Below are 21408 nucleotides of genomic sequence, written 5' to 3'. Positions count from 1 at the left end.
TTATATTAAAGCTCACCTCTTCGCTTGATTAATTCTCTTTTTATTTCTTTTGCTCTATTTTCATTAAGCGTGTATTTCCACATAATCCAAATAGCAATTAATGCTGTACCAACAGGAATAGCAATATCTGCAATTCTCAAACTATGCATGGTTGAAGCGGTTTGTGTTTCAGCATCTGAAACAAAACCTACTAGTTGGAGAACAAGACCACTTAAAAACAAGGCTAATGATTGTCCAATTTTTACCATCCACCAATAAATAGCTCCAAAAGTTCCTTCTTTTCTAGGCATACCGTTTTTTAATTCATCTAAATCACAAACATCTGCGGTCATACTCATCATAATGGTAAACAAACCACCTATTCCAAAAGCCATAAATGGAATTGGCATAAAAATTAACCAAGGACTTCCTTGCGAAGTATCTATACTAAACCAACCCATACCAATGCTTTCAAGTATAGGATTTAGATAGTTAAACACCTTAGCTACACCTGTGTTTAAAAAATGCGCAAAAGAAGTTTCGTTAAAACGTTGATTAAGTTCTACATCAAACCCCCACCATTTTAAAAAATAGCCTATAATTGAGACAAAAGTAGCTATAATAAATGCTTTTCTTTTTCCAAATTTGTTAGCTAATTTTGAAATCACAGGAATCACAAAAAAAGCGGTAATAATAGCCGTAATGGTGGAAAACCAAGCTGGCCAGGTACCGGCTAAAGCATAGCTTCCATCATACATGTAAAAGACAATGATATAAACGCTAAAAGCAGCCACCATTTGAAAACCATTGAATACAAGAAAAGTAGCACCACAAAGTTTCATAAATGGTTTGTTTTTTGAAACTTGCACAATACCTTTTAATAAATCTTTTAAATTAGAACCTAGTGTTTTAAAATTAATTTTTTTTCGATTTTCCATTTCTGAAGCATCTAAACCTTTACAAAAAAAGGCAGGTAGAACACCTAAAACTGTACAAGCTACTCCTACAATTATAGAAAGATGTCTCACCCCTACATCTTGTGTTTCATAAACTTGAGGATCGGCTATGATAACCCAAAACCAAGGTACTACCATCCAAGCTACTTGACCCATGGTATTAGAAAAAGCCATTAATCTAGTCCGCTCGTTGTAATCGGTTGTCATTTCATAACCTAAACCAACTAAAGGTGTGGCATACATTGTGTTTCCTGCTAAAAACAGGATAGATAAAGTAAGGAAATACCAAAAATTGTAAAGCTGAGAATTTTCTGGATACATTTGCCATGTTAGAGCAAACAGAATTCCGCTTAAAATAGCACCAATGAAAATATAGGGTCTTCTTCTTCCCCATCTAGATTTGGTGTTGTCTGTAATAAACCCCATTATCGGGTCAGAAATAGCATCAAAAAGACGAGGTAATGCACCTAAAATTCCAGCATAAAGTGGGTCTATACCAAAAGCAGTAAGTAAAAAAAACATGAAAAAACCTAAGGCTCCTGGTAGCATATTAAGCACAAAATGTCCAGAGCCAAAAGCAAATTTTTGGGCAATTGGAACTCGGTCTTTTAATGGTGTCTTTTCTTTGCTCATTGCTGTTTATTTATTCATTACTACTGTTTGTAAACTTTGTGGACTTATCTTAATATTTGTTATTGACTCGGCAATCCTTAATTGATAAATTTGCTCGTCCTTGCTGGTATTAAAAACAACTACTGTTAAACTTTCATCAGGATTGGAAACTGCGGTTACTAGTAATGATTCATTTTTATCCATTTGAAAATCGATTCGTTGGCTTCCGGGGCGAATAAATTTACTGAAGTGTGCCATTACATAATACAAGGGAGTGAAGTAAACCTGGTCTGCTGCTGGGTCAACAATAACTGGAGCAACGCACCAATTTTCAAACCAATTAGGCCCTCCATTTTTATCTAAAACCATATTCCAATCTATCCAACCTTCAACATGGTTATTTAGACAACCAATAATATCTCTAGCATAACGATAAACAGGACGGTATTTTGGATGTAAGTGTTTTCTCTCTTCAGATGCCCATGTAAATCCCCAATCGGTGGCTTCTTTCCGCCAATACCAATCGTCTTCTTCCCAAACTGGGACTTGCGCATCTACGCAAGCCTCTGTTTGAATAAGGTGTTTGTTGGGTGCTTTTTTGTGGGCATATTGCAAAGCTTCTGGAAAAACTTCAAAAGTACTTTCGTACCAATGAATTGCTGTACCATCGTAATAATTGGGTTGATGACGTTCATCAAACATTTCATCTACCCATTCTTTTAACCCCTCTCTATTTTGGTCATAGCCAAGAATCTTTAAATGAGTTTGTTTGTTTTTTTCTAGTTGAGGCCCTAAATAATTATTCACAAAATCAGTCATTTCTTGGGGTGTATAGTGCATACTCTCCCAATTATTTCCATTTCCGTGTGGTTCATTTTCTACAGTAAACCCCCAAATTTCAATGCCATGATTGGCATAAGCTTCTGCATATTTAGAAAAAAACATGGCCCAAGTAGGATAGTATTTTTTCTCTAGTTTTCCACCTACCCAATCCTTATTATTTTTCATCCAAGGGGGGGCTGTCCAGGGTGAAGCAATAATGTTGAAGCCCTCTGAAGAAATTGCTAAAGCATCTTTAATCATAGGAATGATGTCTTCTTCGTCTTCTTCAACCGAAAAATGCTTCAACTCCATATCGCCTTCAACAGGAGCATAGCTATATTGACTCAAGGAAAAATCGGTTGAATTCATTGGGGTCCTTGTTAATGAATACCTAGCGCCTTCATCTGAAAAATAAGCTTCAATTATTTCTTTTCTTTTGGTCTGACTTAATTGATTCAATAAATAAGCTGAGGCTTCAGTAAATGAACCTCCAAATCCAAGAATAGTCTGGTAGGTAATCGCTGGTTTCAGTTGAATTTTTATAGCCTTTGAAGTTGAAGAATCAATTGGTTTAACCAATGCTAATTGATTACCTGCTCTTGAAGTTTCAAATATTTTAAGTTGACTACCTTCTGCTTTCATGGGTACATTTTCTTGGCAAGCAGAAAACAGCAACAAAAATAAAGGCATTATTTTATATAGTCTTCGCTGCATATTTATTGGGTTAATGATTTACATTCATTTCTTTTCTAACTGGTGGCATATCTACCTCTAACAGTAAATTTTCTAACTTTCCGTTATAGGTCTTTTGAACTGGATTTTCGCCTCGTTTTAAGCTATTAAAAACTCCCTGATCAACTTGATTCCAAAGGGCGTATTTGGCTTTCCCTTCAACGGTAAAAAGACCAAAAAAGTTTTCTGAACCCAAGGGATTATGCGGATCTTTCCAAGGCTCATCAAAAGCCTGAAAATAAAAACAAGCCACCTTGTTTTCTTTGCTCCAAGTCCTCATTTTTTGATAGTACAATGCTTGTTTATACTCATCGGTAGCCTTAGATCCATTTGTTCCGTAAAACCCACTTGAAACACTAGCCCAACCTGTTTCGCCTATATGCACTGGTTTTTCAATATGAAGCGATTTCATGTAATTAACCACAGAATCATATTGAGAAACCGCATAATTTAATGACCTGCTCATAGCTAAATCTAATTTTTTAAGGTTACCTAGCTTAGCTTCATCTGCGGAAGTTCCCCAAAAAATAGGGTTGTAATGCGTGTCGTGCATTGGATAAGTATGAATTGACAAGTAATCAACTTCAGCTATAAGTTGGTTCAAATCTTCCGTATGGTATTGCGCATCACCACCTCCCCAAGAGGCAAAATTATCTGAAGAAGTAATCCATAAATCTTGGTTTAAATCTCCAGCCGACTTTAGGTTTTGAAGATATTTTACCCATTTTAAAATAGTTTTAGGTTGCACGTAATAAGCGGCTGCCCATTTAACCATAGCTTCATTTCCTACAGCAATAATCTTCACTATATCTTGGTATTCTTTAGCTAATTCAACTGCTCGTTCAATTTCCGAAGCATTTTCTTCACTTTCTTCAAAATGATTGATAGGTAAGTCTGTCCATGCGTTTTTACAATCTATCCAAGCACCAAGCATAACGTACATTTCAAACTTATCATCTTCTTGTTTAAGCTGATGAATGGCTTTTAAAACATTAGATGCATGAGGCAATCTAACATTATAAGTCCGCAAAATTTTTATTCCCATAGCATGAATAATCTTCAAATCTTCTTTTAATTCATCTATTGTGGGCTGAATATCTCTTGTTTCTTTTCGGTAACCCCCGTAAGAAATTGCCAAATAATCTGGATTACTTAAAATTTGTTCAGCCGTAAGGTTTCTTTGCATAGTTGTATTTTTTTTCTCTTCCTTATCAGATTGATAAGGCCGCTTATTTTGCTCACAAGAAAACAGTAAGCCTAGGCAGAGCAAACTAATTAGGTAAGCCATTTGTTTTTTCATTTTATACAGTATTAAAAACCGCCCATGAGCTATTTTCTATGATTACTTTAATATTTCCTTGTTTATTGTTACCTTAATATGGTGTATTTCACCTGTTCGTTTTACTAGTTTTTCAGAAAGTTCTAAACTTAACTCGTTGCCATGAATGAGTACTTCCTTTCTGCTACTAAAGGTAATCTGAATACTATTTTCTGTACTTATTTCATAAACAACAGGTACCTGACAAAAGGTAAAAAACAATTGATTTTGAAATACGTCTAAGGTTTGTAACTGAGTATTTAAATCAAAATACTCTACCTTTGAGGCAGCTTTTAAAAACTCATCTTTTCTTAGTAATGTTGGAGAGAAAATTAACTTTCCTGTTTCAATTTTTAGTCCTAGCTCTCCAAATCTACACAGCACATCCTCCTTAACTTGCCCAGTCATACCTGGTTGTTGGGCGCCTTTTCCATAAGGTGTATGCGAATAAGGATCGGTAGGGAATGCGCCGTAAAGTGCGGGCGATTTATGTACGCCAATACCTGCATTAATTTCATAATAATGCTCTAGTAACCTGCCCACTGTTTCTGCTGAATCATTTTCGTTAATGGCTTGAAAGCAAGTTTCTTGAACAGCCAATTGAAGTTTAGAAACCATGTGCCAATAAATAGACCCCAAGCCTTCGTATCCGTAAAATGTACCTGACCTTCCTGTAAATTCTTTATGGTTAAAAACCTCTTCGTAAATAGATAGAATTTTATTTTTTTCCTCTTCGGAAACTAAATAACTGTCTTCAGATATAACTTCGATAGCTTGCTGAAGCTTTTTCGCATTATTAAAATTCGGATTAAAATGATAAGCTCCATTCACGTCTTTTTCAACAATACTAGTATCTTTCATATCAATCATGTGGATCAATAATTTAGACGAATGTACTAGGTTTTTTGGAATATTATTACGTGCTAAAAAGCCTTTAAGTTCTTTGTTAGGATAAAGCAAATAAGAATATTGATCTTTTCTGAAAAGCGCACTAGACTTTAAGGCATCAAGCAATCTCAATGATTTTTCAGGAGATAATGTACCGGAACTTAACACCGCAACTTGACCTTCTAGCATTTCTTGCAGGTAGCTTATTTCGATTTCATCTTTGGTGATGCTAACTAAGTTATAACCATGGTACAGCTCATCTTGGCGTTCATTAACTTTTATAGTTTGATCTAGATAATCTATGCAAATACTAATGAACTTTTGTAATTTTTCTGTTGAAAGACCTCTCTTTTTACCTGAAAAACCATTTTGATAAATAGCGGCTCGATAGTTACTTGCTGGGATCCCCAATCCGTCTAAAACTGCTTTCCTTTCTTTGTTAGAAAAACCATTTTCTAGTTGCTGATGGTGTTTTTCTAAAACGAAATGAGTAGCTTCAAACAACACTACCAATTCTTCTGAAACTTCAAAGTTTTCACTTTTATTAGGTTGGCTAAGTACTTGATTAAAGAAGTTAAAAAACCTTCTTAAGTAAGCTAAAGTCACCAATGAAACTCCATTACCCACTAAGGCATTATTGGCATCATTCCATTCGGGACGTTGGGTATTCATCCAAATGCCTGCTTCTGGAATAAAGTTGGCCATTTTAGCAAGACTAGTAGCTAGTATTTTTTCTAAAAAATTAACTTTTAAGACACCGCCTTCTTTCGTTTCAAACAAAGCGCCATCGGCCCCAATTTTATTTCGTTTAGCTCTAATTTTTTGATCTAATTCGTGATCAAATTCAATAGTGTCTTTTGGGTCATTAAGTAACTCATCATAAGCTTTGATTACATAAGGTACCTTGGCATAAACAAAAACCTCTTTACCGAACCATTCTTGCATAGCTTTAGGTTGTGAGGCTTGGTAAAATTCTAAAAACTTAAGCAAGTAAATGATTTGATGATCACCCCAATAACCAATATAAGACCAAGGATCGTCTGGTTCTATAGTTTCCCAATCAAATCCATCTTTAGTTACACGGTAAGGATTATAACCATCAAAAGTTGTAGCATTTAAAAATTTAAATAACATCCCTTCAATAAATGCCGGATAAGAATAAGCTAAACTTTCCCAGTTTTGAAAAATATCACGCCAATTTCCTTCATAATCTAGTATTTTATTTCCATTATCATCCTTGGTATTGATGGAAAATTTATTCCATGGGCGACTCGGGTCTCCGTGTCTTCGGCTAAATTTTAATGGAAGGTATTCTGTTGCTAAACGCGTGAAATCGGCATCATTTAAATGCTTAACAAGTTGATCTAAATCGAATTTAGAAAAAACCTGATTCAATGATTGAACATCTGTATGCCAGTTTTTAGCTAATTTTTTATTTGCTTTCTTGAGGTAGTTTGTAAAATCAGCTTTTTCAATTTGATAATTATGGTCAAAAACTCCCCCGCGCATAATATTGAACAAAGAGTTAGAAAAATGCCGAATATCTTTCAAAGAATCTTGAGAAAACTGAATGCCATCTGCACTAGCAACTAATTGTTTTAAACGATTAGTTCCTTTTTCTACATCTTGATGAAGTTGTTCTTCAATAGAAGTTTGAGCAATTAAGTTAGTTTGTAATTGAATTAATTTAGCGTGAGTATAATTTACGTCAGCTATAATTTTCCACTGCTTTTGTTCTTCAGCATGGAGCACCAAATTTTGATGCGATAGATAAGCTCCTTTTTCAGCTTTTACATCGGTTTCTTCCTGAATAATTTGGCCTGACCGAAACTGATCTAATTGAACAGAAGACAGTAAAAACTTAGGGTTTTCAAGTCCTAAAGACCATGCTATATTAGCTTTAAGGGCTTCGCTTGGTTCGGCTTTATCTACTGGAATTGCGCTTAAGGCAAAAATTCCTAAGCCAGATTTCTTATCTAATTCGCTTCTTTTGTAAGCATCTACTAAATTACTACTTTGTTTTTGTAATTCGCTATCTACAGAAGCAGGCAAGATATTTTGAAAACCATCAATAATTTCAATTTCAACTGCTGCAAAATTGAGATTAGTAAGCGCAGAAGTTTTTACAAAACCATACTGATCACTAGTAGAAAGTTGATACGTAAATTGAAGATTTAAACTGTGATTAATTTCTTCAAAAATTACTTTATTACCAAAACTATTCTTATAAAGATTTCTTGAAATTTTGTATTTCTCAATAGATTTATTTGTAAAAGGTTCCCAGTATTTATTCCCTTCTGGACCAATAAGTTTTATTAAGGTTTTACTGCCTGTGGTTAAATAAGATTCGGTAATTTTATCGTCTGTATAATATGGAAAGAGAGCTGATTCTGAATTTCTCCTACCGGCTGTTAATCCACCATTACTAGAAATAAAAAGCCAATGATTAGAATAACTTACAATGCTCATAAAAAATGGACGCAACTGATTAGCCTCAGAAATTTTGAGAAACTTCTCTCCATTAATGACTACTTGTTCTAAATCATTGGTGGTGTCATTATTAATTACCTCAACTTGGGTCATAGTTTATTTTATTTTTTTATTTGATCTTTAATTTCTTCTATTTCTACTTCAATATCACGAAGTAAAGTTTTTGCTTTTTGGTTAATTTGTTGCACGCCTATAGTTTCTTGAAAAGGATTAAGTTGGTGCATTTCTTTTAATTTGTGATAAGCTAATCGTGGTCTAAGCTCAAACAAATTATTTTCATTTGGTGGTTGCTTAGTCATTATTCCAAACCACTCTTCATTCATGTTATTTTGATTGGCTTTATAATCTAAATAATACCCCCCATTAGTCCAAGATGCGGTTGTATCCTGAACATCAAGGTTGTAAGTTTGCCCGTGTTTCCACCAGCCGTCGCTCCACTGAAAACTATAACCACCAAGCATATTTTCAGCTTTTCCTAAGTTATAGACATTGGTGTAAATTTCTTTCCAGTTATGTATAAAATAGTAGGCCTGAGCTACTTCGTCTTCCTGTTGAAGCAGGGCATTGTAGGCATCTGCTCCAAACTCTGTAAAGATGAGTGGTTTTCCGTATTCTTTTTTTACTCGTTCAAAGGTATCATCAAACGAAATACCTCTGTAAATATTGATACCAAAGATGTCTATGTCTGTACATTCTTCAGCAATAACATCAAGGTACATTAAATCGCCATTGCAAATTGAAGTCAATGTTTGTTCATCTACAGATTTGATTAAATTGCTAGCCTTATTCATTAAACGATACATTGGTCTAGCTTGATTTTCTATTATTTCTGTATCTAATTCTGCTTGGCTAGGTAAATCTTCAGTTTCAGCACCGTGCCAGAATAAACCATAATTATTTTCATTGCCTAATAAATAAATAAGAAGGCCTGGGGTTTGCTTATAGGTTTCAGCCATTTCTTTGACCTCATCAAGAAGAATTTCTTGTGTTTTTGGATCTGCGTAATTGATTTTTGCAATCCATTTGTCATTAATAGAAAGACCGTATCTTCCAAAAGAATGATTTAGTAAGGTGTAGATTTCGTAGTTTTCATAAATATAAGTAATCCATTTTGGAGGAATTCCAGTATAAACTCGAATGCTATTTACTCCCATTTTTTGTAGGAGTTGCATTTCGTAATCTAAAGCTTTTTGAATAATTTCATCAGATTCATTCCAAAGTGAATAATCGTAATTGGTTTCAATAGGAAAGTAATCCCAATTCATTCCATTAATCACAAAATTTTCACCATCAACAACTAACCGATGGCCATTTTCATCCTGTATTAGTTTAGTTTGCTTATCTGAAGCACAGCTTACACTAAGGAGAAAAATTAGAAAAAGGGGTAAAAACCTGAAGTACATGAGCAACAGTTTTGAAATAATCAATTTTTTTTCTATAAAAAACTTAGGTATTATCCTCATCAAGTGAAGATAACACCTAAGTAGTATGATTTATTATTGATAAACGCGAATGTATTCAATTTCCATATCGCTCTCCTCAAAATCAGGGTCAACGCTATTTCCAACGAAGGTTCCCCCCATGGCTACATTTAAGATAATAAAGAACTCTTGATTAAAAGGTAGGTCTCCATTATTTTGGAAAGTCTGAAAAACTTCATCATTAATGGCCCATTGAATTTGATTTTCATCCCATTCAATAGTATAATTATTAAATTCATTAGAAACTCCTTCTTGAACAGTTGTACCGCCAATAGCGTTTCCTCCAGAGTTCCCTGGGAAGTGAACCGTACCATGGATAACGTCTTGGTCATTTCCACTATGTTCCATGATATCAATTTCTCCACATTCTGGCCATCCTACGCTTGGGAAGTTAGCTCCCATCATCCAAATTGCTGGCCAAGTTCCACCTCCTTCAGGAAGTTTTGCTCTAACTTCTAATCTACCATACTGGAAATCGAAGTTATTTAGTGTATTCATTCTTGAAGAAGAATAATCGAATCCAAAGGTGGGTTCTGCATTAAGGTTAATGACAAGTTTACCATCATCTACAATAGCATTATCTTCTGTATAGTATTGCAATTCTTCATTACCCCAACCAGGAATACCTTGATCTGCGCCATTACCAGTTTCAAAATTCCAAATACTTGGGTCAGGTGTACCGTCCACATCAAATTCATCAGACCAAACTAAATCTTCAAATTGAGTTTCAAGGGTATTATCCTGATCTCCATCTACATCGGTAGTAAATTTAAAATACCAAGCTAATTGATTAGTAGCCGAACCAGACAATGCTCTAACGTATAGAAAATCTTCTGTTATTTCAAGGATTTCATAAGTACTGGTGTTAATGTAGTAACTCATAAATCCGTCATCACTAATGGTGAATTGAGTTCCTGTAGTTATCTCCTCTGGAGTATTAAAACCAGCAGGAGCCAAGCCTAGATTTTTTAGTCCTGTAACATCATAAGGTAAACATTGGTCGTCTGGACCACCACCCCCTCCAACGGTGTTAAATTCTCCGTTAAAGAAAGTTACTCCTACACCATCAGGATTGGTATTGTCATGTTCAAAGGATATTGTTCCATTTATTCCACCAGTTAAAGTAATTGCGTCATCATAAAGACATTCGGCTAACTGATTAGGTTCAGCTGCAAAAAAGTCTGGACCAAAGCTGTCTAAAGGACCAACGCCAAGATGACCTGGTTCATTTCTAGCAATTTTCCATTCCTTAGATTGCCCTTCTCCACCGGTTAAAAATTCATAACTTACCGGATCGTTAAATAAGCTCAAAACTTTCACTTCAATAGTTTCAGTACTCTTTGTTCCACCAGGGCCACTAACCGTAACTTTAACTAGATAGTCGTTAACACCATCTCGTGAAAACCTATGTCTTACTTCACCAGAGGATTGGCGTTGAGAATTGCCGTCACCAAAATCATAGCTATAGTTAATGCCGTTATCGGCGGTTGCTTTGAAATTAACAAAGCCACTACCATCTCCAAAAGGAAAATCTTCGCTTACCCCTTCAATTTCAGTTTCTATTTGAATATTTGTTGGGGCTTTCACTTCGCCTATACTATAATCATCGTCCTGACATGAGGTCAATGATATAAGCATAATTAAGCTTAATAAACTCACTATTTTGTTCGTATTCATAATTTAATGATTTTCAATTATTGTTTCTCTAATTCATATTGCCAAAACACACCATCTCCAGATTCAACATAAATTTCCATTGAAGTAGCACTTAAAGAAGTAATGTTATAAGTTACCTGAGAAGGAACGGGAACATTTGGAAGTTCACCAGCATTCATTGCTTTTGCTAGACCAATGTAAGCTCCTGTGCCGTTCAGGGTTATGGTGTTGTTTTGTTGATTATAGACATAACTTGCAGAGTTAGACCCATCATGTGGAGATACAGGATTGTCACATGAATCATTAGCTACGCCTTGCCAAGCTTCAATCCACGATTCACCGCTAGTACCAAAACCATTTGTGAAGCTACCATCAGCACTGAAGGTATAAGTATCATCAAAATAGCAAGCTCTTTCTTGAACACAACCTGCATCACAAGAAAACCAACTTACATCTCCTACTGCAGGACCAACACCAAGGGAACCGGCTTCGTTTACCATTTGCCAAGTTCCCACTAAATCGTCTGAAATAGTAGTTACATAATCTAGGTCATCAAAGTAAAATTCTAAATTAGCACCAGGGTTGCCAAAATCGAAGAAAAACACAAGAACATCCCAGTTTTCATTAGTATCTGCGGCAGAGAAATCGAATTCTACCTCTACCCATTCATTGGTTGTATTGACCACCTGACTAGCTTCAATTTCAGCATCAGAAGTAGAGCTTTCAAGTTTCAGAATTACTTCATTGTCTGCAATGGGTGACCAAACTTTCATTTTTAAGGTAGAAGAAATACCTAAGTCAATAGGCTCATCTATAGTTAAAACTGAACCTGCAAAAGTAGCTGCTCCAGAAGCCTTTAAAGTTTCAGAAACGTTTGCGCTAGTGTTAATTCCTGACTGATCAGGATTGGGAACAACTTGAGTTGGAGCTCCTTCAAATTCAGTAAAATTATAAAAAGACGCTCCTTGCTCAAAGTCTAATGGAAGACCTAAAACAACAGGGTCTGTCAACCTGATATTATCAAATAAATAAGTTTCACCTTGCCCCGCATTATCGAAATTGAAAAACAGAGCAATAATAGCGAATTCGCCTAAGGTGTTAGCTTCAGGTAAATTAAAGGTAAGCGTTTCCCATTCGTTTGAAGTAGTTGTATTTTGTGTACTTTCTACAAAAATATCTGGGTCACCATCTTGTTCAATTTTTAGTAAAACTGGAGTTCCAACTTCGGGTGAATACACATCAACAGCAACAGTTGTTGTGTTTGAAAAATCGATAGTTTCATTTAAAAATGCTGAAGTTCCAGCCCATGTTTCTGAACCGCTAACTTTAGTATAGGAACCTACTTGGTTACTTGAATTTATCTCATTAGGTGCTGGATTGTCAACAATAACAACGCCATCATCTTCACCTCCTCCAAAATTATTAAAATTATAATTTATGGTTTGAGATTCAAAAGTAATAGGAAGCACAAATGGATCTGTAATGGTGATTTCCTCTGTATAAGTAGTTGTAGCTTCACCACCACTCAAAGCTTCAACAGCAATAGTAAAAGTGCCAATATCTGAATAAGTATAAGTAGCTTCTTCATTAGCTAGAACAAAAACAGGCTCTTCATCATCTACTTCCCCAAAAGTCACATCAAATCCTGCGGCATTATCTGCTGTGGCAGTTACTATGACCGTAAAAGAATCATTAGGATCGGTTGAAATTTCAACTTCCAAATTTTCCGGTGGATCAAAAGAAACTAACAAATCTTTAGTTTGTTCGGAAATATCACCTGCAAGATTTTCAGCAATAATAGTTACTTCATACTCTCCCTCTTGATAGGTATTGATTACGCTATTTCCGGGTTTAATATTTTCTTCCAGTTCACTTCCGTCTCCGAAATTTATGGCAAATTGCTCTACTCCCTCGCCTTTAGGAGTTATGGTTACCTCTCCAGAATTATCTGTTGCAATGCTAAATTCTGCATCGACATTTTGTGGAGCTAACTGTGTAAAGTTAGTTATACCATCATCTTCATCGCAAGCTAAAAATAAGATTACGATAGCTAAACTTATAAATTTTTTCAAATTATTCATCATCATTAATTTTTAATACCCTTGATTTTGTTCCCAATTGTCTTGAGCAAATTGCATTTCTTCCTGCGGAATTGGGAAGACATTATTTTTAGGAGCTACAAAACCATCAATACGATTAGCCGCTCTATTTGTTCTTACTAAGTCGAAAAAGCGATGCCCCTCACCTACAAGTTCTAATCTTCTTTCGTTATAGATGGTCTCCAGTAATTCTGTTCCAGAAGATTGTACACTGCTTAAACCGGCACGATTTCTTACTTGGTTTAGGTAATTTCTTGCTGGTTCATCACCTCCTGTGCCCAACACATTGGCTTCTGCGGCCATGAGTAATACATCTGCATAGCGAATTGCGCGATAATTATTAGGCTGCGTTAAATTTGCATCTGGCAAATTGTCGTTTTCTCTAGGCAAGTATTTTCTATTATAGTAACCTGTATGACCCGTTTGTTCATCTTGGTTACCAATATTAAAACTAGCCCCTGTATCTGAAGCCCAGGCTTCAATATCTAAAATACTTAAATCCCTTCTTAAGTCGTTTGACGAATACGCATTATATATATCTTCTGTAGGCAGTATAAAACCAAATCCAGGTTCAAAGGTTGGTCCGCTGTAACCTCTAACGCCGCTAAATCCAACCATTACATTTCCTGTGCTACATTGTAAACAATCAAAGCCAGCACCTTGAACACCAGTATATTGGATTTCAAAAACAGACTCACCACTATTTTCCCCTTCAAATTCGAAAAGGTTAGCAAACTCCTCATCACCTTGAGTTCCATATAAGTGAAAAGCACCCGTATTAATTACATCAGTTAATTCAGAAGCTGCCTTATCGTATTCTTCCATATAAAGATAAACCTTTCCTAACAAGGCTTTAGCGGCATATTGATTAACTCGCCAAGGTTCTACAGAAGTAGTAGCCATATTTTCAACAGCGTATAATAAATCATCTTCAATATGAGCATAAACATCCTCTACGCTAAATCTAGGTATTGAAAGCTCATCTCCAAGTTCAAATCTCCCTTCAGGTTTAATAGGAATTTCACCGAAAAAACGAACTAAATTAAAGTTATAGAAGGCTCTTAAGAAACGAGCTTCAGCTAAAAATTGTTCTTTTCCAGGGAAATCTGTTTTGTCTTGATTTTCAATCATGAAACTAGCTCTATACACTCCAGCAAAATTGAAGTCCCAAACATCTTTCACTTGTTGATTAATAGGTGTGTGGATCATTCGGTCCACTTGTTGCCAACCAATCACATCGGTTGGGCTTTCACCACCTGTGTTAATATCATCAGAAGCTACTTCAGCTAACATCACACTGGCATAATTTGCATTTAAAAGGTCATAAATTGCAACTAATCCATTTCTATAATCTTCTTCAGAAAGAAAAAAGTTTTCTGTATCTACTGTATATGGTGGATCTGTTTCAACAAAATCATCTGCACATGAAATACAACAGAGAGTCAGCACCGTTATTAATATATATTTTTTCATCTTTATTAAATTTTTCGATTAAAATTGTGCGGTTAAACCTAAAATAGCTGTTCTTGGTAGAGGATAGAAACCGAAGTCAATTCCTTGTCCAATGGGTTGTCCTGTAGAAGCTGTTGGATCATAGCCTGAGTAACCTGTAAAGGTGTAGATATTATCTACTTTAGCATATAATCTTAAGTTACTCACTTTAATTTTTTCAAGCAATTCTGGTTTAAAACTATAGCCAACACTTAGGGTTTGTAGTCTTAAGAACGATCCATCTTCAACAAAGAAATCTGAAAAGACATTATTAGCTGTAGCTCCCGAGGTGAGCCTAGGAACGGTATTGGTAGAACCTGGCCCTGTCCATCTTGCTTTATTATAAGCTAGCATATTCACATTGGGCTGGTCACGTTCAAAATTCCTAACAATATCATTACCAATATTAGCAAACATGTAGGTAGAAAAATCCCATTGTTTATAATTCAAACTTAAATTATAACCTAAAGTAACATCAGGAATTGGATTACCAATATTAACTCGGTCACTTTCATCGATAACACCATCTGCATTAGTATCTACAAATCGTAAATCACCTGGTTGTGCATTTGCACCAAGCGCCTGTTGAGATGGATGAGCATCTACTTCAGCTTGATTTTGGAAAATTCCATTGGTTTGGTAACCGTAGAAATATCCTATTGGCTGTCCCACTTGCATTCTTGAGGGTAAGGGTTGCCCTACGCCAAACTGACCGCCTTCAATAAAATCAGCTCCGTTTATAGCGGTAACTTCGTTATTAATGGTAGAAACATTAAAGCTTGTATTGATACTCAAATCATCTGTCCAATTATCTGAATAGGATAATTCAATTTCAATTCCTTGGTTTCTTACCGAACCTGCGTTTATAACTGGTGCGCCAGATCCTGGAGCAGCAATTCCTGTAATACCCGTTACTGGTAAGCCAGGAATTAATAAATCGCGGGTATCTCTTCGGTAATAATCCATCACTAGATTTACTTTATTATTCCATAAGCGTAAATCAAAACCAATATCGAACATTGTATTTTCCTCCCATTTTATTTCTGGATTAGGCAACAAGGCTGGAGATTGTCCGGTAATGATACCTCCTGATGCATCTACATAACTAGCAGCACCAGAGGCCAGTGATGAGCGATAAGCAAATTGGGGAACTCGATCATTTCCTAACACCCCAAAACTACCTCTAATTTTAAAGAAATCGATGGCTTCAATTTCAGGAAAGAAATCTTCATCTGAAGCAATCCAACCCGCTGTAGCTGATGGGAACCAGCCTACACGATTATCTGACGCAAAAATATTGGAGGAATCTCTACGTAACATTCCTGAAAACAAATAACGATCTTTTAATGTGTATTGCACACGCGCAAAGTAGGATAAACGCCTTAAGTCATAGGCAAATGAAGTGGAAGTATTTTCGTCTCCTGTTCCTGTTGCTGTTCCTATATTAGCAAACTCCCATGAATTGTTTGGCACACCTGTTCTTGAGCCTCCAACAAACTCTCCATATTGTCTAAATGCATTCATTCCTATCATTATAGTCACCTCGTGAATATCGGCAAACTTATTCTCGTAAGTATTGAAAACATCAATGGTATAATCATAATCACTTTGTTGGTTTTGATTAACCAAATTGTCTTCTAATCGATTAAAAACCTTATTGGGTCCATAATTGAAAACTGGTAAAAATTCTCTAAATCTTGTATTAGCCGAATTAAAACCAATTCTTGCTTGTAAATCTAAGTTATCGTAGTATTCCCAAGTTCCATGTACATTACCACTAATGCGGTTGGTGGTACCTTCATTAAAGGTATTTCTTATTTGTGTAAGTGGATTAACTACTTCATTCCCTAAATCAATAAAGCCTGTGAGGTTATCTACATTTGTACCAATAGTAGGCGCCATATTAATGGCATTAAAAAGTACAGAACCTAATCCAAAATCGTTTAATCCTCTATTTTCTGTATGGAAATAATTAAGGTTAGTTTTTAAATTTAAATTGTCTTTTAAATCTGTATCTAAGGCCAGTTGTGCGGTTTGTCTTTTAAAACCAGACTTATCCCCTCCTACAATACCTTCTTGTCCTAGATGCGAGGCGCTAATTCTGTAAGAAGTTTTTTCTGAACCACCACTCACCGATAAATTATGACTTACTACGGGTGCCGTCTCAAAAACCTCATCTTGCCAGTCTGTTCCTCTTCCTAAGCCAGTGATATTGCCTAGCGGACTTACCTGACCAGCATTGGCGTACTTTTCGTTAATTAAAAGACCGTACTCGGTAGCATTTAGAAGCGGTAAAGTTCTTGTGGTTTGTTGTAAACCATAATACGTTGAATAATCAAATTTGGCTTCTTGATTCCGCTTTCCTCCTTTAGTGGTAACCAAAACTACACCGTTTGCACCAAGTGTACCATAAATAGCGGCTTGGGCATCTTTTAAAACAGTAACTTCTTCAATATCTTGTGGGTTAATTGAATTAAGACCACCCTCATATTGAATACCATCAAGAATAATTAATGGTCTGTTATTTCCATTGGTGGAAATTCCGCGAATACGAATATTAGCTTCAGCACCAGGAGAACCTCCAGTTGGGGTAACATTTACCCCAGAAACTGTTCCTTGAAGCGATTGAGCTGCGTTTAACGGCTCTAATTTTTTGATATCCTCGCTTCCTACTTTAGAAACCGAACCTGTTACATTACGTCTGCTCTGTTTACCGTAACCAATAACAATGGTTTCTTCAAGTTGTTCAACATCCGATTCAAGTTTTAAATCGTAAACGTCTCTATCATCTATTGTTACCTTTAAAGTTTTAAACCCTATATAGGTAAACAACAAGACATCACCGGAGCTTAAGCCATCTAGCATAAACTCACCGTCAAAATTTGTAGTTGTTCCTTGATCTGTTCCTTCTACCTGAATTTCAACACCAGGTAAAGGTATGTTTAGGTCGGCATCAACTACAGTACCGGAAACTTGTTTTTCTTGAGCATAAAAAACACTCGTCATGAAAAACAGTAATAATGTAAATTTTTTCAACATATTTTTTGAGTTTGATGTAAAACTAAATCGTTTTCTTGAGATTTTACTAAAAATTCCGTTTACAAAATACATACAATGTAAATAATGATAGTGATTTTTAAATTAATGATAGCAAATTCAAGGAAATACCTAAACTTTAAGCTAATGTTAAACTAAGGTTTTTTTAAGATAAACAAAAGCAAAAAATAAGAATGTAGTGGTTTTGTATAGGCAAAAAAGCTAATTGTATAGTATTATAATTCAAGTATATAATTGGTTAGACTAACGTCTCTATCTAAATCCATTTTTTTACGCAAACGATAGCGTTTAACTTCTACACTTTTTGTAGAAATATTAAATAATGGAGCGATTTCTTTTGAACTTAAATTTAAACGCAGGTAAGCACACAATTTTAAATCGTTGGGTGTTAAGTTAGGATGAATTTCTTTAATTTTCTTAAAGAAATCTTGATCGGCGTTATTGAAGGCTTTTTCAAAAAACTCCCAATCGCTATTTTGATTGAGTTTACGATTAATAATTTTACCAATCTGAACAATCCCCTTCTTTGGTTCTTCTTTGTATTTATTAATTTCGGATTGCAATTGATTTAAAAATTCATTCTTTTTAATAAGGCTCATTGTAGAAATAGCAAGCTCTCTGTTTTTACTTTCAATATCCTTTTCTAGTTGCTGATTTTTCACTTCAATTAATCGCAATTCGTTTTCGCTTTCTTTTAACTGAAGTTCCCTCTGGTTTTGTAATTGAATTTTTTGCTTTTGCTTCTTGTAATAAAGTTTATAAGTATTATGAGTAATTAGAACAATAATGATAAAAGCAATAATGTATAGTACAATCATCAAGTTAGACAGCCAAAAAGGTCGTTTAATTGAAAAATCATAAATCTCTGCTTCAGAAAGCATATCATGACCCATTCTAGCTCTCACCTGAAACTGATAATTTCCAGGATTTAAATTACTAAATCTAGCCGTTGAATTAGAAGACCAATCGCTCCAATCTTCAAACAAACCTTTTAATTTATATTGATATTCAATATTGAGGTAATTGGTATATTCTGGAACACTATAATCAATCTCTAGCGTATTGTATTCCGCTTCAAATTTATTTATTTGATTAGCAAATGAAACTGGCAATTGATGTCCATCTACAGATGAAATAGTAACCGCATTAATATTCATGGCTAAGTCACGCTGAAATTTTTCGTATAAATTGAAATGGAAAGTCAAGTAACCGGAATGATTTCCAAACAAATATTGGTCGTCTTTGAGTCTTATAACATTCTCATAACCAACCAATGAACTTCTCATCGTATTAGTAAGTGGAAAGCTTTCAACAAGTAAACTATTGTCTAGTGTATTTTTAGAAACACGATAAGTAAACTTTTTGGTAAACAAGAAGAAATCCTCTTCTGAGGTGGGCACTAACTTTCCCGTAGTGTAGGTTTCTTCAGAAAGTAAGTCACCAATTTGCGGATGTAATTCAAATTTTTCTTTTGTAGGATGATAAGCAAATATTCCATTACTATTGGCATACAAGACCTGATTTTGGAACTTAATAAGACTAGAATACAGTCCTTTTTCAACTGAAGAATCTTGTTCTTGAGCGATTACATTATTAAAATCTTCATCAAATTTGATTCGGTAAACCCCTTTATATTCGTGATCTAGAAGGACAGAATAATCGTCTATAAATTCAAATGCTTTAGCTGAAACCTGAAAGCCATCAATTGAATTTCTAAATTTCCAAGTATCATTTACTTTCTCTAATAAGCTAAACCCCTGGTAATTTCCCTGTAACAACAAATTAGGATGATTAGGCACTTCTTTAAAATTCCATGTACCAGGTTTAGCACTTACTGGGTTAAAATTCTTTTCTTGAACTAAAAAAGTTCCGTTATTGTGTCCACAAAAAAGTTGATTATCAAAAATAAATAACTCCCAAACCTGACCAGTACTCCCTTTAATAAGCTCAAAATCTGAATTTTTATCATTTAACTTTTTATAAAACAGACCTTGATTAGTTCCTAAAAAAAGTTGGTTATTAAAAACTTTGGAAACGTAAACAGTGCCTAGTCTTCCTGTTTCGTCTGTATAATTTTTAATAGGCGAAAATGTGTTAATAAAGCTAATTCCATTATCTAAGCCCAACCAAATATTTTTATCTCTATCTTCATATATTGAGAGAACCGTATTATTAGCAAGACCATTTGTTCGGTTAATTTGATACTCTATTTCTCCAGTACTAGAAATGCGATAAACACCATTTGAAATTGTACCAAGGATTAAATCTCCACTTTCAGTTTGCAAGCTATTATAAACATCAATTGATTCAAAGATAGGTAAATCAAAAGAAGGGTGTTTTTGAGGAGTTTCAGCTAAGGTGAAAATACCTTTTTTATTGGTTTGTACAACGAGCTGATTCTCTACGGAATACATATTGATGATTGTATTCTCTTTGAAAATGGAGTGATTGTTTATTAATTTGGGTTTTGCATTTACTATCTGAAAAACACCATTACCAGGTTGGCTAAAGTAAATCTTGTTATTCACTTTAAAAACTTTGGTTACAGCATGCGAAGTATCAATTTTCTTAATTTCTTCAGATGAAGTATTGTAGAGATAAATGTTATTTAAGGATTGAAAAATAATCCAATCTTTGTAATCTATAATTTCCCAAAACTGCTCGTCTTCATTTAATTCAATTTGAGCTGAAATAGAAGCATAGGTTAAGTGGCCGTATTCATTTTTTTCCCAAAAGCCAAACTCCCTAAAACAGCCTGTATAAATACGCTCTCCAACAGCGTGAACAGAACGAATTATACTCTGGTTAGGCGATTTATACAAACTCCAATTCTCACCATCATAAGAAAGTAAGCCTTTATTATTAGCTACATAAATCCATCCTTCCTCCGATTGTGTAATGGACCAATTTTGATTATCTGCTTTATAATCTTCAGCGCCATAAGAAACCACGGGAGGTATTTCTTGGGCAACACCAAATTGAAAGTAGAGGAAAAAGAAAAATATTGGCAATAATCGCATGGAAAGTATTTAGCGCTAAAGGTAATTAAAAATCAGGAATAGTAAAAAGCGAGTTTACAAAAAGCACAAGTAGTTTATTTACCAATAAGGCTCACCCCACAGACTATCTACATTTCTTTTATGAAAATAATGTTCCTTTCTTTTTAAATTATCCCAACTTGCAGCCCTACTACGTGGCTTTGTTTTGGCCTTTAAAATGGTAAGCGAATCAATTATTTCATACACATTGAACCTATATCTTCCACTTGGTACAAAAAATTCAACAAGTATTTTCCCATCCTCAAAAGTATAATACCCAACAGTAGCTCTGTTAAAAGTTGAAAAATCCTTACCAACAAACTCTTCATCATATTTACCTGCCAAAAAAACATGACCACTACTAAAAAATCGTAAAAAACTATATTTATTATCAAAATGATATGGGCCCGCATATCCTTCTCCATAATTAATAATATATACTGCTGTAGTATCAATTAAAAATTCACCTTCATATTCTTTTAACTTTCCCTTTAAGCTAAAATCAGGTTCTTTTGGAAAAAGTGTCCCGTAACTATTATCAAATGCTTTTCGTTTGTTAATATTAGGTCTAAGGAAACCATCTCCATCCAAATAGACACTTCCACACGCAATAAAGCAGAGAGTTGAAATGGAAAATAATAAAAAGTTGAGTTTAGTTTTTATTTTATTCATTGCTGTATTTTTTTCTATAAATCTTCAATTCAAGTACTTTATCGAACCAATGCTTTAGATTTGAACGAAAGTCTGTGTAATTTACTATTTCCATATTACAAAGATAATAAAAAGTAC

The 21408-nt window shown here is 34.8% G+C and carries 11 protein-coding genes; all 11 read right to left on the bottom strand.

Annotation, left to right across the window (positions count from 1 at the left end; all coding sequences use genetic code 11):
- Positions 1–5: 5 nt before the first annotated feature.
- On the bottom strand, positions 6–1568 hold the full coding sequence (locus tag G7034_RS07145) for an MFS transporter (protein WP_166400274.1): 1563 nt from the start codon (positions 1566–1568) through the stop codon (positions 6–8).
- A 6-nt stretch (positions 1569–1574) separates the two neighbouring features.
- Complete coding sequence (locus G7034_RS07140) at positions 1575–3059, bottom strand: glycoside hydrolase family 30 protein (protein ID WP_394351937.1); 1485 nt, start codon at positions 3057–3059, stop codon at positions 1575–1577.
- A gap of 34 nt (positions 3060–3093) precedes the next feature.
- Positions 3094–4401 carry a glycoside hydrolase family 17 protein gene (locus G7034_RS07135; RefSeq protein ID WP_394351936.1) on the bottom strand — a complete coding sequence of 436 codons (1308 nt, stop codon included), beginning with the start codon at positions 4399–4401 and terminating at the stop codon, positions 3094–3096.
- A 42-nt stretch (positions 4402–4443) separates the two neighbouring features.
- Positions 4444–7890, bottom strand: coding sequence for a hypothetical protein (locus G7034_RS07130; RefSeq protein WP_166400272.1), 3447 nt, complete (start codon positions 7888–7890; stop codon positions 4444–4446).
- An 8-nt stretch (positions 7891–7898) separates the two neighbouring features.
- Entirely contained in the window at positions 7899–9224 is a 1326-nt protein-coding gene (locus G7034_RS07125) for a glycoside hydrolase family 2 TIM barrel-domain containing protein (RefSeq protein WP_246166788.1), read from the bottom strand.
- Between the two features lie 69 nt (positions 9225–9293).
- Positions 9294–10955 (bottom strand): family 16 glycosylhydrolase, encoded by a 1662-nt coding sequence (locus G7034_RS07120; protein ID WP_166400271.1) that lies wholly within the window; start codon positions 10953–10955, stop codon positions 9294–9296.
- Positions 10956–10972: 17 nt separating this feature from the next.
- A complete protein-coding gene (locus tag G7034_RS07115) occupies positions 10973–13015 on the bottom strand; it encodes a hypothetical protein (protein ID WP_166400270.1) in 2043 nt (680 codons plus the stop codon).
- Between the two features lie 12 nt (positions 13016–13027).
- A complete protein-coding gene (locus G7034_RS07110) occupies positions 13028–14506 on the bottom strand; it encodes a RagB/SusD family nutrient uptake outer membrane protein (protein WP_166400269.1) in 1479 nt (492 codons plus the stop codon).
- An 18-nt stretch (positions 14507–14524) separates the two neighbouring features.
- On the bottom strand, positions 14525–17563 hold the full coding sequence (locus tag G7034_RS07105; RefSeq protein WP_166400268.1) for a SusC/RagA family TonB-linked outer membrane protein: 3039 nt from the start codon (positions 17561–17563) through the stop codon (positions 14525–14527).
- Between the two features lie 233 nt (positions 17564–17796).
- Positions 17797–20601 (bottom strand): triple tyrosine motif-containing protein, encoded by a 2805-nt coding sequence (locus G7034_RS07100; protein ID WP_166400267.1) that lies wholly within the window; start codon positions 20599–20601, stop codon positions 17797–17799.
- 78 nt (positions 20602–20679) lie between these two features.
- Complete coding sequence (locus tag G7034_RS07095) at positions 20680–21291, bottom strand: hypothetical protein (RefSeq protein ID WP_166400266.1); 612 nt, start codon at positions 21289–21291, stop codon at positions 20680–20682.
- Positions 21292–21408 lie beyond the last annotated feature (117 nt).

This window comes from Psychroflexus maritimus, from assembly GCF_011089875.1.
Lineage (GTDB): Bacteria > Bacteroidota > Bacteroidia > Flavobacteriales > Flavobacteriaceae > Psychroflexus > Psychroflexus maritimus.
Note: the sequence above shows the minus strand (reverse complement) of the source record. Positions and strands in the feature narration are given on the sequence as shown.

Coding starts and splice junctions, on each gene's coding strand:
- G7034_RS07145 (WP_166400274.1), bottom strand. CDS start 1,568: ATGAGCAAAGAAAAGACACCATTAAAAGACCGAGTTCCAATTGCCCAA.
- G7034_RS07140 (WP_394351937.1), bottom strand. CDS start 3,059: ATGCCTTTATTTTTGTTGCTGTTTTCTGCTTGCCAAGAAAATGTACCC.
- G7034_RS07135 (WP_394351936.1), bottom strand. CDS start 4,401: ATGAAAAAACAAATGGCTTACCTAATTAGTTTGCTCTGCCTAGGCTTA.
- G7034_RS07130 (WP_166400272.1), bottom strand. CDS start 7,890: ATGACCCAAGTTGAGGTAATTAATAATGACACCACCAATGATTTAGAA.
- G7034_RS07120 (WP_166400271.1), bottom strand. CDS start 10,955: ATGAATACGAACAAAATAGTGAGTTTATTAAGCTTAATTATGCTTATA.
- G7034_RS07115 (WP_166400270.1), bottom strand. CDS start 13,015: ATGAATAATTTGAAAAAATTTATAAGTTTAGCTATCGTAATCTTATTT.
- G7034_RS07110 (WP_166400269.1), bottom strand. CDS start 14,506: ATGAAAAAATATATATTAATAACGGTGCTGACTCTCTGTTGTATTTCA.
- G7034_RS07105 (WP_166400268.1), bottom strand. CDS start 17,563: ATGTTGAAAAAATTTACATTATTACTGTTTTTCATGACGAGTGTTTTT.
- G7034_RS07100 (WP_166400267.1), bottom strand. CDS start 20,601: ATGCGATTATTGCCAATATTTTTCTTTTTCCTCTACTTTCAATTTGGT.
- G7034_RS07095 (WP_166400266.1), bottom strand. CDS start 21,291: ATGAATAAAATAAAAACTAAACTCAACTTTTTATTATTTTCCATTTCA.